This is a genomic window from Pseudomonas sp. GD04091 (assembly GCF_029836165.1).
Taxonomy (GTDB): Bacteria; Pseudomonadota; Gammaproteobacteria; order Pseudomonadales; family Pseudomonadaceae; genus Aquipseudomonas.
The window spans coordinates 1-13,637 of record NZ_JAOEBG010000021.1 but is presented as its reverse complement, the minus strand read 5'-3'; the positions used below and the strand labels follow the sequence as shown (position 1 = coordinate 13,637).

Here is a 13,637-nt window from a genome sequence, read left to right as displayed (position 1 = left end):
GGTGGTTGAAATCGGGTGACGGGCAAGGCGCTGCATCAGAACGCCTCCGCGTCGCGGTCGTCCAGCAGGCGCTCGGCGGGCTTGCGACCGAACAGCCAGAACATGGCGGGTGTGAGGAAGGTGTCCAGCAGCGTGGAGCTGACCAGCCCCGAGAAGATCACCACGGCGACGGGGTGCAGGATCTCGGTGCCGGGTCGGGATGCCTCGAACAGCAGCGGGGCCAGCGCGAAGGCCGTGACCAGCGCCGTCATCAGCACCGGGGAGAGCCGTTCGAGCGAGCCGCGCACGATCATCTTCTGGTCGAAGTCCTCGCCCTCCATGCGCATGAGGTTGAGGTAGTGGCTCACCTTCAGGATGCCGTTGCGCACCGAGATGCCCGCGAGCGTGATGAAGCCGACCAGGGCGGCCACGGACAGCGGCTGGCCCGACAGCCACAGCCCCAGCACCGCGCCGACCAGGGCGAGCGGGATGTTGACCATGATGAGCGCCGACAGGACGACCGACTTGTAGCGCGTGTACAGCACCACGAACATGAGCGTCAGCGAGACGATCGACAGCAGGCCCACCAGGCGCGAGGCTTCCTCCTGCGCCTGGAACTGGCCGCCGAGCGTGATGAAGTAGCCCTCGGGCAGGCGCACTTCCTGGACCACGCTGCGAATGTCGGCCACCACTTCGGACAGCGGCCGCCCCTGGGCGTTGGCCGACAGGACGATGCGCCGGCGGCCATCGTCGCGGCTGACCTGGTTGGGGCCGTCGCTGTCTTCGATGGTGGCGAGGCGCGACAACGGGACGCGCCCCATGGGCGTGTCGATGAGGATGCGGCTCAAGCCCTCCACCGAACGCGCCTGCTCGGGCAGGCGAACCACCAGCGCGAAGCGGCGGTTGCCCTCGATGACCTCGGTGATCTTCTCGCCTTCCACCAGGCTTTGCAGCGTGGACAGGATTTGCGGTGCGGCCACGCCGTAGCGTCCCGCCGCCGCATAGTCCACGCGGATCTTGATCTGCGGCGCCAGGACCTGCTTTTCGATCTCCAGGTCGGCAAGCCCCGGAATACCGGCCAGCTTGGTGCGCAGCAGGTCCGCCTGTCCGCGCAGGACGTCGAGGTCCTCGCCGAACACCTTGATGGCGATCTGCGAGCGCACCCCCGATAGCATGTGGTCGATGCGGTGCGAAATCGGCTGGCCGATGCCGATGGAGCCGGGCAAGTGGGCCAGGCGCGAACGAATGTCGGCGGTGATCTCCTCCATGGAGCGCTTCAGCTCCGAGGCGGGCAGCAGGCCCACGTCCAGTTCGCTGACATGCACGCCTTCGGCATGCTCGTCCAGCTCCGCTCGCCCGCTGCGCCGGCCCACGTGCTGCACCTCCGGCACCTGCGCGACCAGCAGCTCGGCCTGCTGGGCAAGCGCCGAGGATTCGGCCAGCGTGACACCCGGATTCAGGCGCAGGCCCACCAGGAGCGTGCCTTCGTTGAACGGCGGCAGGAACGTGGTCGGAAAGAACGGCACGGCAGCGATGGCCAGCGTGACCGCCACCGCGGCCATGCCGAGGGCGGCGCGCGGCCGCTGCAAGACCTGCCGCAGACCGCCCTGGTAGCGCGCCTTCAACCAGGCCAGAAGCCGCGTGTCGCCATGGTCCAGCGTCTTCATCTTGGGCAGCAGGTAGTACGACAGCACCGGCGTGACCGTCACGGAGACCAGCAGCGAGGCCAGCGTGGACACGATGAAGGCGATGCCCAGCGGAACGAACAGCCGCCCCTCCATGCCCGGCAGAGCGAACAGGGGCAGGAACACCAGCACGATGATCATCGTGGCGTAGAGGATCGCCGAGCGCACCTCCATCGAGGCCTTGGCGACGATCACCAGGGGCGACAGCCGGTTCTCGGGGTGGCGGGCACGGTCTTCCTTGAGGCGCCGCATGATGTTCTCCACATCGACCACGGCATCGTCCACGAGGCCGCCGATGGCGATCGCCAGGCCGCCCAGTGTCATGGTGTTGATCGACAGGCCGAAGTACTGGAACACCAGCCCGGTCACGAAGATTGACGCAGGAATCGCGGTCAACGCGATCACCAGCGGGCGCAAGGTGCCCAGGAAGAAGAACAGGATCACCGCCACGAACACCGATGCACCGATCAGCTTGCCTTGCAGCGTGGTGATGGACGCCTCGATGAAGTTGGCTTGCCGGAAGGTCACCTGCGGCTCGGCCATGCCAGCCGGCAGAGAGCCCTTCATGTCCGCCAGCGCGGCTTCGATCGAGCGGGTCAGCGCAATCGTGTCCGCGGTGGGCTGCTTCTGGATGCCCAGGATCACGGCGGGCAGACCCTCGAAGCCCGCATCGCCGCGCTTGATGGCTGGCGCGAACTGAACGTCCGCGACCTGGTGCAGCAGGATGGGCTGGCCCGCGCGCACCGCCAGCGGCAGGTTGCGCAGGTCATCAAGCCGGGACGTGCGGCCCAGGTTGCGGATCAGGTACTCGCGGCCATTGATCTCCAGGAAGCCGCCGGAGGTGTTCGCGGAGAAGCCCTTGAGCGCCGCATCCAGATCGGCGGCGGTCACGCCCAGCTCCGACATGCGCGTGGTGTTGGGCTGGACCTGGAACTGCCGGACCTCGCCGCCGATCGGGATGACCTGGGCCACGCCGGGAATGGCCATCAGCCGAGGACGCAGCACCCAGTCGGCGTACTCGCGCGTGTCCATGGCCGACAGCGGCGGGGCCGCGTTCTTCTGCCCTGTGGGCTCGGCGCCGATGGGGATGGCGATCTGCATGATCTCGCCCATCACCGAACTGATCGGCCCCATCGTGGGCGTGACGCCCGGGGCGAGCCCTTCCTCCATGGACGTCAGGCGCTCGGAGACCATCTGGCGCGCGCGGAAGATGTCGGTCTTCCAGTCGAAGGTCACGTAGATGAAGGACAGGCCCGCGCTGGAGACCGAGCGCACGCTCTCGACGCTGGGCAGGCCGTTCATGGCCGTTTCGAGCGGGAACGTGATGAGCTGCTCGACCTCTTCGGCGGCCATGCCACCGGCTTCCGTCATGAGGGTGACGGTCGGCTTGTTGAGATCGGGGAAGACGTCCACCGGCGTGCGCGTCAGGGTGAACGCGCCATAGGCCATCAGCACCAGCGCGCCGATGATGACCAGGAGCCGGTTTCGTAAGCTGCTTTCGAGGAGCCACTTGAACATGGAATGGCGCCCCTCAACGAACTTGATTGATCAGGGACGCGCCCTCGACAACCACGCGGTCGCCGTCCGCCAGGCCCGAGGTCACGGCGATGGAGGCGCCGTCCAGCGGGGTGATGTTCACCACGCGCGGCTCGAAGCGCTCGGCCTGGTCCTTGACCCAGACGATGTTCTGGTTGGCCGGGTTCTTCATCAGCGCACCGGACGGCACGCGGTAGCCCGGTATCGTCGTCGCCTCCTGCACGAAGACCACCACCGGCATACCGACCGCCAGGCGCGAGAGGCTTTCGCCGGAGCCCTTGAACAGCATGGGCAGCGCCTGCTCGCGCAGGCTGCTGGCGGCGCCGACGAAGCGCAGCGGCACCTTCTGGCCGCCCACGGCGAGCGCGGCACCGGCCAGGTTCTGCGCCAAGGCCGGGTCGTAGGCAAGCGCCTCGATGCGCAGTTGGGTCGGATCGACCACCTCGAACACCAGTTCGCGCGCATCGACGACCTGCCCAGCGACGGCGGGGCTGGACGCGATGACGCCGCTGACCGGGGCCTTCAGCACGTCCCTGCCGGCGAGGCCGCCGCTCAAGGCGCGGGCGCGCTCGGCCAGGCTCGTCACTTCGCTTTCGGCCGCTTCGATTTCCTTGCGCGGCACGGTCTCCGACAGCTCGCGCAACCGCGCCAATCGCTTCTGCGCGAGCGTCTGGGCCGCGCGCAGCTCGGCGACCTGGGCCATCTGGCCAGAGCGCTCCAGCACGCCGCTGGCCGGCTCGATGTAGGCCAGCACCTGGCCCTTGCGCACGGACTGGCCGATCTGCGGCAGGCCGTCCGGCCCGGGAACCAGCCGGCCCATCACCATGGCCTGCACCTTGCCGCCCGTGGTCGGGTCCATGATCACCTTGCCGGCCAGCTCATGGCTGCGGGCCAAGGGCTCCTGCTTGACCGGCTGGGTGCGCACGCCGATCTGGCGCTGCGACGGCTTCGGAAGAAACACGCTGCCATCGGGCTGGCGCTGCGGACCATTGGAAGAAGCGGCCGGCGCTTCGTCGCCGTGGTCGTGACCGTCGTGGGCGAAGGCGGGAGAAGCCAAAGCCAGGACGGCCGCCATGGCCGTCGTCATCAGGAAACGGACGTTGGGCTTCATGCTGCACCCCGCAGTGCGCCGTTGGCGCGCGTGCGTCTGCGCAGCGCCCACACCAGGACGCCGACGCCGAGGACCGCGGCACCGCCGCCCAGCACGACCACGCGGCTGGGTGCGGCGGCATGGTCGTGCTCGGCGTGTTCGCCATGAACATCGAGGACCCCCGTCAGCAGGTCCGATTGGCCCTGCGCGGTCACGGTGGCCATGATCGAAGTCTCGCCATCGGGCAAAGGCTCGGCCAGTTCGGCCTCGAACTCTCCGACCCCGTGCGGGCTGATCTTCACCTGTTGACCGCCCAGTTCGAGGGTCAGCTCGCCGTCGGCCACCGGCCGGTTGTCGGCCGCATGGTCGAGGTACAGCGTCAGGTGCTGGCCGTTCAGCACGCCCACCAGTTCAAAGTCATCGGAGACCGCGGCAAAGCGCGGAAGCGCGGCGGCAGCGGGTGCAGGAGCGGCTTCGCCATGGTCATGGCCGTCGCCGGCCCACGTTGCGGTGCTGCCAAGCAGGAGGCTGGACAAGGCAGCAGCACGCCAGAAAGAGGATTGCGCCATTTCTAAGGTTCCAGGATGGTTGAGCGCGCGCCGGTCAGCGCGTGCCGGAGTTGTCGGTGTAGGGCCCGGTCGGCTGCGGCAGCGCGCCTTGGGCCTGCAACAGGGACGAGATGGCCGCGGCGTGTTCCACCTTGGCGAGCAGCGCCGCGCGCTCGGCCTCGGTGGCCTCCTGCTCGATGCGAAGGCGGGTAGGCATGTCCGTCTCGCCCATCGCGAACGACTTTTGGTAGAAGGTGCGCGTTTGCTGGGCCAGCCGCTGACGCTCCGAGGCGGCCTGCATCTGGGTGCTGGTCGCCAGCTCGCGCGATTGGGCGGTTCGGATTTCCGACAGCAGCCGGATGCGCTGGGCCGCGAGCGCCGATTCGGCCTCCAGCGCCTGCGCATTGGCGGTGGACAACTGCTCGGTGTGGCGGCTGCCCGTACCGAAAGGAATGCGCACCCCCACCGTGACCGTCTGGCTGTAGCGCTCGCCGGCGCCTCCCCGATCCCGCGTGGTCGCCAGCGTCAGCTCGGGGTTGGCGTACTTCTGATGGGACACCAGTTCTGCGGAACGGCGGGCGGCGAGCGCCTTGTGCTGCAGTTCCAGCAGCGCCGGGTGGTTCTCCAGCGATGCGACGGACGGTTGTGTCGATCGCGCCGGAGCTTGGACGCCTGGCAGTTCCGGCTGCGCTGAGCCCGTCTGCGGCGGGACGTTTTCGATGCCGGTCAGCGCCAGGAGCGCCTCGCGCTGCGTGACTTCTTCGGCCTGGGCCATCGCCAGGGCGCTTCTGGCCGACGCCAAGGCGCCATCGGCCTGGTTCTGGTCGGCTTGCGCCAGGTCGCCCGCGCGAACCCGGCGGGCCACGTCCTGCGCCAACTCGCCCGCGCTGCGGGCGCGGTCCTGCGCCGCCGCCAGTTCGGCCTGGGCGCGTTGCCAGGCCCACCATGCCTGGCGGACCTCTCCGGCCGTGCGCAGCTTGGCGGCCTGCATCCGGCTGGCCAGCGCGAGGCTTTCCGCATCCGCCCAGCGCGCCGACGAAGCGCGTTCACCAGGCATCCAGAGCGGAACGGCCACCCCGACTTCGTATTCGCGCTGGCCGTTGCGGTCGTTGAAGCGATCGGTCTTGGTGGAGGCTTCCAGCGCCATCGGACCGGCCACCCAGCGACCGGCCGTCTCCTGGCGCGCCTGGGCGGCCTGCTGCCAGGCGCGCTCTCCAGCGGCCTCCGGCTGCCGCTGCCAGGCCGACTCCCACAGTTGGGCGACCATGTGGCTGTCCGGCCCGGATGGGGCGTGCGGCGCGGCTACCGGCTGGGCCAGCGCGGTGCCGGCCCAAAGCATGGATACCGCCCATATCCAGCCCCTGCGCATGTCTTTGCGAAGCATTCAGTTCTCCGTCGGTCCTGCATCAGTACTCGCCCCGGCCGGGTGCTCTCCCCCAGGGCAAGTGCTCGTCGTCGTTGAAAAGCCGCTACGTCGCAGCTTAGATATGAACAATTGTATATCTATTCATATGAATGAGAAAGGAAAACCTTCCAACGAGTCTCCATCGCCTGCTACCGCAGGGGGTGACATCGAGGGCGGGGCAGCCCTATCTCGCTGCGCAAGCGGCGATGCGGGCTCGTTGATCGTATCCCCCTAGGGGGGATACAATGGCCGCATGAAAGAGACGCACAAGCACGCCACCCACCCCGATCTCGTGAAGCGGCTCAAACGCGCCGAGGGCCATCTGCGGCACGTCATCGGGATGATCGAAGGGGGAGAAACCTGCCTCGACATCGCCCGCCAGCTCGCGGCGGTGGAAAGCGCGGTAACGGCGGCCAAGCGCGTCCTGATCCACGACCACATCGACCACTGCCTGTCCCATGACGAGGACTCCGTTCTGGTCGAAATGAAGGCGCTGACCAAACTGCTCTGAGGCCACCGAATGCTCTCCGTCCTGAAGAACCGTACCTACCGCCACCTGTTCACAGCCCAGGTGATCGCACTCGTCGGCACCGGCCTGATGACGGTGGCGCTCGGCCTGCTAGCCTACGAGCTGGCCGGGGCGGATGCCGGCGCGGTGCTCGGGACGGCGCTGGCCATCAAGATGCTGGCCTACGTCGGCGTCGCGCCGGTCGCTCAGGCCTTCGCCGACCGGCTCCCGCGACGGTCATTGCTCGTGGCGCTGGACCTGGTGCGAGCGGCTGTCGCGCTGTGCCTGCCCTTCGTCACCGAGGTTTGGCAGATCTATCTGCTGATCTTCGTCCTGCAAGCGGCGTCCGCCGGCTTCACGCCGACCTTCCAGGCCACCATCCCGGACATCCTTCCCGACGAAGAGGAATACACGAAGGCGTTGTCGCTGTCCCGGCTGGCCTACGACCTGGAAACCCTGACTTCCCCGATGCTGGCCGCCGCGCTGCTGACCGTCATCAGCTTTCACAACCTGTTCGCGGGAACGGTACTCGGCTTCCTCGTTTCGGCCGCGCTCGTGGTCAGCGTGCGGTTGCCCACGACCGTCCCCGGCCCGCGCCGCGGTATCTGGGAGCGCACGACGCGCGGTACGCGCATCTACCTCGCCACGCCACGCCTGCGGGGCCTGCTGGCGATCAGTCTGGCCGTCTCGGCCGCGGGCGCGATGGTGATCGTGAACACGGTGGTCCTCGTGAAGGCGCGCTTCGGCCTGGGCGAAGTCGAAGTGGCGTGGGCGCTGGCGGCGTTCGGAGGCGGCTCGATGATGGCGGCCTTCGTATTGCCGTCCCTGCTGGAGAAGGTGGCCGACCGGCCCGCGATGCTCACCGGCGCCGCCGTCCTCGTCGTGGGCACGGCGATTGGCGCGCTGCTGCCGAGCTATGCCCTGTTGCTGCCGCTGTGGCTGGTGATCGGCTTTGGCTACAGCGTGGCGCAAACGCCATCCGGTCGTCTTCTGCGCCGCTCGGCCCACGCCGAGGACCGTCCTGCGATCTTCGCAGCGCACTTCGCGCTGTCGCACGCCTGCTGGCTCATCTGCTACCCGCTGGCCGGCCGCTTCGGCGCGGCCATGGGACTGCAATCGACCTTCGTCGTCATGTCCCTGATCGGCCTGGCCGGCGTGGCGCTGGCGCTCTGGCTGTGGCCGGCCAGCGACCCGTCCGACCTGGCCCATGACCATCCCAACCTGCCGGCGGACCACCCCCACTTGCGCACGCACGCGGACCAGGGCGGGCACCATCACCCGCTGATCGTGGACGACCTGCATCGGGTCTGGCCGAGAGGATAGGCGCACTTTCCCGTCGCGGTGCCGCAACGCATCGGCCTCGGCCACTGGAGATGGCTGGCTAAAATACTTCACATGAACACATATTCATGTGTTATATTCAAGCCCACAGTCAAACACCCAGTTGCCAGAGGCCCCCATGTCCCAATCCCATGCACATGACCATGGTCACGATCACGACCATGATCACGACCACACCCCCACAGTGACCAGCGCCAACGAGCGCAAGGTTCTACTGTCCTTCTTCCTGATCTTCGGCTTCATGATCGTGGAGGCCGTCGGCGGCGTGCTGTCGGGCTCGCTGGCCCTGCTGGCCGACGCGGGCCACATGCTGACCGACGCCGCGGCGCTGGCGCTGGCCTATGCCGCATTCCGGTTCGGCCGCCGCGCGGCCGACAGCAAGCGCACCTTCGGCTACCTGCGCTTCGAGGTCATCGCGGGCTTCCTGAACGCCGTGACGCTGTTCGCGATCGTCGCCTGGATCGGCTATGAAGCGTGGGAGCGACTGCAGGCGCCGCCCGTCATCCTGGCCGGGCCGATGATGATCGTCGCCGTGCTCGGCCTGCTGGTGAACGTGCTCGTGCTGTGGATCATGACCCGCGGCGAGACCGATCACGTCAACGTGAAGGGCGCCATCCTGCACGTGATGGGAGACCTGCTCGGCTCGGTCGGCGCCATCGTGGCCGCCGTCGTCATCTACCTCACGGGCTGGACGCCGATCGACCCCATCCTGTCGGTTCTGGTGGCGGCGCTGATCCTGCGCAGCGCCTGGAAGCTGCTCGCCAAGTCGATCCACATCCTGCTGGAAGGCGCACCCGAGGACGCCTCGCCGGAGAAGGTGGAGCAAGGCCTGATGGGCGCCGTGCCGGGTCTGGCTGCCGTCAGCCACGTTCACGTGTGGCAGCTCACCTCCGGTCGCACGATGGCCACGCTCCACGTTCGCCCCAACACGGACGAGGAAGCGCGGGCCGTGGTCAAGCGCGTCGATGCGGTGCTTCGAGAGCAATTCAGCATCGAACACGCCACGATCGGGATCGATTGGAACTCGGACGCGGTCGAGAACATTTGCAGCCTCCAACCGACTACCGGACGGGACGACCACAGCGGCCACGATCACAGCGCACATGACCACAGCGGCCACAAGCATGGCAGTGGGCATGACCATGGCGCCGGCCACCGCGACGGCGACGGCCATGACCACGACCATTCCGCACCGGGCCACAAGCATTGAGGCCGCGCGAGTTCGCTCGCAGTCCACTTGAGGGTTGAATCCATGACGTCCCGCAAAACCACCAGCGCCGATGCCCAGCAATGCTCGACCCCGGGCCACGGCGCAGCCTCCGATGCCCTTGCGCTGTCGCAAAGCGACGTCGCTGTTCTGGCCGAGACCTTCCGCCTGCTGGGCGATCAATCGCGGTTGAAGATCCTGCTGCAGTGCATGCGTGGATCGGTCGCCGTGGGGGACATCGCAGAAGCGCTCGACCTGTCGCAGTCCCTCGTCAGCCATCATCTGCGGCTGCTGCGCGGCGCGCGCCTCGTGCGCGGCGAACGCCAGGCCAAGCACATCTTCTACGGTATCGCGGATCAGCACGTCAGCCAGGTGCTGCAGGACATGGCGGTCCACATTTCCGAGGACAGAAACGACGATTGACTGAACGTGCGAATGCGCGCCGGCATGCTCCTTCAGGGAGCATGCCGTTTTTTTGGGGGGGGAGCGATCAATCCTGGGGCGGCGACAGCTCCTTACGGTCTAGCCTGAAGCCGAAGCCTCTCCCCGAGGCCAAAGGCCCATTGGTATCGTGGAATTAAACATTTGAACATATCTTCATATGTGCTATTATTCATCCACGGGTTAACCGAAGGAGGCGTGAGCACCACGCCATTGTTTTCAACGTCAAGGAGTATTGATGATGTTCAAGAAGTTTCGCCTCGCTGTCCTGCTTTCCGCGTTCGCCGCGGCTGGTGCAGGCGCTCAATCCCTCGACGCGGGCGTTTCGCGCGCGCAAGTCAACGCCGACCTGGCCGCATGGCAGCAGTCCGGGCTGGATAAGCTGTCCCGCGGGGAAGGCGGTCCCGACACGTCCAGCCCCGAGTACCGCCAGGCCTACGAGAGCTACCTGCAGCGCATTCAGGGCTCCGACTATCGCCAACCCACGAGCCTGACGCGCGAGCAGGTGCGCGCCGACCTGGAACTGTGGCAGCGCGCCGGCCTGGACAAGCTCGAACTCCGCGAAGGCGGCGCTGACACATTCAGCGCGCAATACCGTGCGGCCTACGACAACTATCTGCGCATGCGCGACGGCGAGAAGTACCAGAAGCCGGTGGCGCTGACGCGCGATCAGGTGAAGGCCGATCTGGCACTTTGGAAGCGTGCCGGACTGGACCGCTTCTCGGCGGGCGAACAAAGCGCCGACACACACAGCCCTGCCTATCGGGTTGCCCTCCAGAACTACCTGCAACTGCGTCAGAACTGAGAGGACGCGCGCCGCAGACCATCACCACCGGGGATCGCAGCCAGAAGGACGGAGACGTCTTTTTTTCTGGCCTGATATATGAACGTATGTGCATGTGTTTTCAGATAGCAAGACGGTCAGATCGGTCTGCGGCGCACTCCACCGTGTGAGGGATTCGGAGAAATTGGAGATCGATATGTCTTTGGAAACGATGGACCGCACCGAGGAAGCCGGGGAACGCCTCGGCTTTCGCGTGGAGGGAATGGATTGCGCGAGCTGCGTCGGCAAGATCGAGACGGCCCTTGGCCGCATTGACGGCCTGTCGGACGTGCAGGTCAGTTTTGCGAGCGAGACGCTCACCTTGAGGCGCGATCCGCACAGCCGTGCCACCGCGCGGGACATCGCCAAGAAAATCCGCTCCCTGGGCTTCGACGTGCAGGCACTGCCCGCGTCCGACCTGCCCGCGGCACCCGCGCCGCGTCAGGCGGCCCACGCGCATGACCACGCCGGATGCGGCGGCCACCATGACCATGGGCATGCCCACGACCACGGGCACGATCAAGCGCACGGCAAGGCGTGCGGTGATGACCATGGACACGGCCACGCGCATGACCACGGTCACGATCACGGAGCCTGCAGCGGGCATGACCATGCGTCGGCCTCTGCCTCCCGTGGGGCGCCCAGCACGCCCCCCAACGTGTCCATGCGCGTCGAGGGCATGGACTGCGCCAGTTGCGTCGGCAAGATCGAAACGGCCCTCGCGCGCATGGCAGGCGTCTCCGACGCCCGCATCAACTTCACCGCCGAAACGCTGGAACTGACCCTCGCGTCCGGCGGACCCACGCAACTCGGCGACATCGAGAAGACCATCAAGAGCCTGGGCTTCGGCGTCTCCGACGTGCGCCGCCACGACGGCTCCGCGCCTGCTGCGCCGGCTCCGGCGTCCTCGGCCGCCAGCCAGCGCTGGTGGCAGACGAAGAAAGGCAAGCACGTGCTGGGCCTGGGCGGCCTCATGGGCTCGGCCTACGCGATCGCGCAGTTCGTTCCCGGCTACGCCGAATGGATCTTCGCCGCCGCGGTGATCGCGGGTGTGCTGCCGTTCGCCCGCAAGGCCTTCGCGCTGGCCATGTCCGGCTCGCCGTTCTCCATCGAAACGCTGATGGTCGTTGCCTCGCTGGGCGCGCTCGTGATCGGCGAGGCCGAGGAAGCCGCCGCCGTGGTGTTCCTGTTTGCGGTCGGCGAACTGCTCGAAAGCGTGGCCGCCGGCCGCGCGCGCGCCGGCATCAAGGCTCTTACCTCGCTGGTGCCCAAGACGGCGGTGCTGCTCGATGCCGCGGGCGGGCAGCGCGAGGTGCCCGCCGCTTCCCTGCGCGTGAGCGACCGCGTGCTGGTGCGTCCCGGCGACAGGGTGCCCGCGGACGGCAAGATCCTCCGCGGCGAAAGCAGCCTGGACGAGTCGCCCATCACCGGGGAATCCGTGCCGCGCCAGAAGGCCATCGGCGCCGACGTGTTCGCCGGCTCCATCAACGTCGATGGCGTGCTCGAAGTGCAGGTCGAGAAGGCGGCATCGGACAACACCATCTCGCGCATCATCCAACTGGTCGAGCAGGCGCAGTCCTCCAAGGCGCCTACGGCCCGCTTCATCGAGAAGTTCAGCCGCTACTACACCCCGGCCGTGATGGCCATCGCCGCGCTGATCGTCGTGGTGCCGCCGCTGACCATGGGCGGCGACTGGGGCACCTGGCTGTACCTGGGCCTGGCGCTGCTGCTGATTGCCTGCCCCTGCGCGCTGGTGCTGTCCACCCCGGCAGCGATCGCCTCGGGCCTCGCGGTCGCCACGCGCCGCGGACTGCTGATCAAGGGCGGCCACGCCCTGGAAACCATCGGCCGCGTGCGGGCCATCGCCTTCGACAAGACCGGCACGCTGACCGAGGGCAAGCCGCGCATCACGGAGGTCGTGCCGTTCGGGCTGTTCAAGCATCAACAGGTCCTGGCGCTTGCCGCGGCCGTCGAGTCCGGCTCGAACCACCCCTTGGCGAAGGCGATCGTCGCCCATGCCAAGAGCCTGGAAGTGGCGATTCCGCAGGCCACGGACGCATCGGCCATCGCGGGCAAGGCGGTGCGCGCCACCGTGAACGGCAGCGCGCTCGCCGTCGGCTCGCCCGCCCATGCGGGTCAGACGGCTACGCTGACGGACGCGCACCGCAGGGAGATCGACAAGCTGGAGGACGGCGGCAAGACCGTGGTGGTCCTGTTCGACGAGGCCAGCAAGAACGTCCTGGGCCTGCTGGCCCTGCGCGACGAGTCGCGCCGCGATGCACGGGAAGGCGTGGCCCAGCTCAACGCCATGGGCGTGCGCTCGGTCATGCTGACCGGCGACAACCGCCGGACCGCGCAGGCGATCGCCGGCAAGCTGGGCATCGAGTGGGAGGCCGAGCTGCTGCCGCAGGACAAGCTGCGCCTGGTCAACGATATGAAGCGTGACGCCAAGGTGGCGATGGTCGGCGACGGCATCAACGACGCGCCGGCCCTGGCGACCGCCGACGTGGGCATCGCCATGGGCGGCGGCACCGACGTGGCCCTGGAGACGGCCGATGCCGCGCTGCTCAAGAGCCGCGTCACCGACGTGGCGCACCTGGTGGCGCTGTCGCGCGCGACGATGGCCAACATCCACCAGAACGTGGTGTTCGCCATTGGCCTGAAGGGCCTGTTCCTGGTCACCAGCGTGATGGGCATCACGGGCCTGTGGGTCGCCGTGCTGGCCGACACCGGCGCCACGGCCCTGGTCACGCTCAATGCGCTGCGCCTGCTGCGCTTCAAGGGCGCGCCGGAGGCCGACCACGGCGACGACGCGGGGCTTCCCTCCACCTTGTCCATGCAACCTGCCCGCTAGGGCAACCCAAAGGGCTTGACCTTGCCTTCGTTGTAACGCCTAGCCTCCACACAAATTTCTGCAGAGCGCTTCGGAAGGGCCGGAGCCCTGCATCCAAGAAAGGGTCACTTCCATGCGCAAAAAAATCAGAATCCTTGTGGTGGCGGGCGTCATCGCAGCAGTCGGGGGGATAGCGATCGCCGCCCGCGACGCCAAGGACGAGGGCAAGGCCGCGGCACCG

Annotated in this window: 10 protein-coding genes; 6 read left to right on the top strand and 4 right to left on the bottom strand. The window is 67.6% G+C overall.

Going from position 1 to position 13,637, the window contains the following annotated elements:
* Positions 1 to 35 precede the first annotated feature (35 nt).
* From N7422_RS21015 to N7422_RS21000, 4 genes are read right to left on the bottom strand one after another with little or no spacing between them, the layout of a single operon-like run.
* Positions 36 to 3,182, bottom strand: a complete 3,147-nt coding sequence (locus tag N7422_RS21015; protein WP_023911456.1) for an efflux RND transporter permease subunit — start codon at positions 3,180 to 3,182, stop codon at positions 36 to 38.
* Between the two features lie 13 nt (positions 3,183 to 3,195).
* Positions 3,196 to 4,311: an HlyD family efflux transporter periplasmic adaptor subunit gene (locus tag N7422_RS21010; protein ID WP_023911458.1), complete on the bottom strand. Its 1,116-nt coding sequence runs from the start codon at positions 4,309 to 4,311 to the stop codon at positions 3,196 to 3,198.
* A complete protein-coding gene (locus tag N7422_RS21005; protein ID WP_023911460.1) occupies positions 4,308 to 4,859 on the bottom strand; it encodes a hypothetical protein in 552 nt (183 codons plus the stop codon). The genes N7422_RS21010 and N7422_RS21005 overlap by 4 nt, the downstream gene beginning before the upstream one ends.
* Before the next feature lie 34 nt (positions 4,860 to 4,893).
* Positions 4,894 to 6,222, bottom strand: coding sequence for a TolC family protein (locus tag N7422_RS21000; protein WP_094226294.1), 1,329 nt, complete (start codon positions 6,220 to 6,222; stop codon positions 4,894 to 4,896).
* Positions 6,223 to 6,496: 274 nt separating this feature from the next.
* Between N7422_RS21000 and N7422_RS20995 the strand changes: the two genes are divergently transcribed.
* From N7422_RS20995 to N7422_RS20970, 6 genes are all read left to right on the top strand, one after another.
* Entirely contained in the window at positions 6,497 to 6,754 is a 258-nt protein-coding gene (locus N7422_RS20995; RefSeq protein WP_023912712.1) for a metal-sensing transcriptional repressor, read from the top strand.
* A gap of 9 nt (positions 6,755 to 6,763) precedes the next feature.
* Positions 6,764 to 8,074, top strand: coding sequence for an MFS transporter (locus N7422_RS20990; RefSeq protein ID WP_023912710.1), 1,311 nt, complete (start codon positions 6,764 to 6,766; stop codon positions 8,072 to 8,074).
* Positions 8,075 to 8,210: 136 nt separating this feature from the next.
* On the top strand, positions 8,211 to 9,302 hold the full coding sequence (locus N7422_RS20985) for a cation diffusion facilitator family transporter (protein ID WP_031276183.1): 1,092 nt from the start codon (positions 8,211 to 8,213) through the stop codon (positions 9,300 to 9,302).
* Positions 9,303 to 9,344: 42 nt separating this feature from the next.
* Positions 9,345 to 9,722, top strand: a complete 378-nt coding sequence (locus N7422_RS20980; RefSeq protein WP_023912707.1) for a metalloregulator ArsR/SmtB family transcription factor — start codon at positions 9,345 to 9,347, stop codon at positions 9,720 to 9,722.
* A gap of 256 nt (positions 9,723 to 9,978) precedes the next feature.
* Positions 9,979 to 10,545 carry a DUF4148 domain-containing protein gene (locus N7422_RS20975; RefSeq protein WP_279808350.1) on the top strand — a complete coding sequence of 189 codons (567 nt, stop codon included), beginning with the start codon at positions 9,979 to 9,981 and terminating at the stop codon, positions 10,543 to 10,545.
* Between the two features lie 175 nt (positions 10,546 to 10,720).
* Positions 10,721 to 13,417, top strand: a complete 2,697-nt coding sequence (locus tag N7422_RS20970; protein WP_347815274.1) for a heavy metal translocating P-type ATPase — start codon at positions 10,721 to 10,723, stop codon at positions 13,415 to 13,417.
* Positions 13,418 to 13,637: the final 220 nt, after the last annotated feature.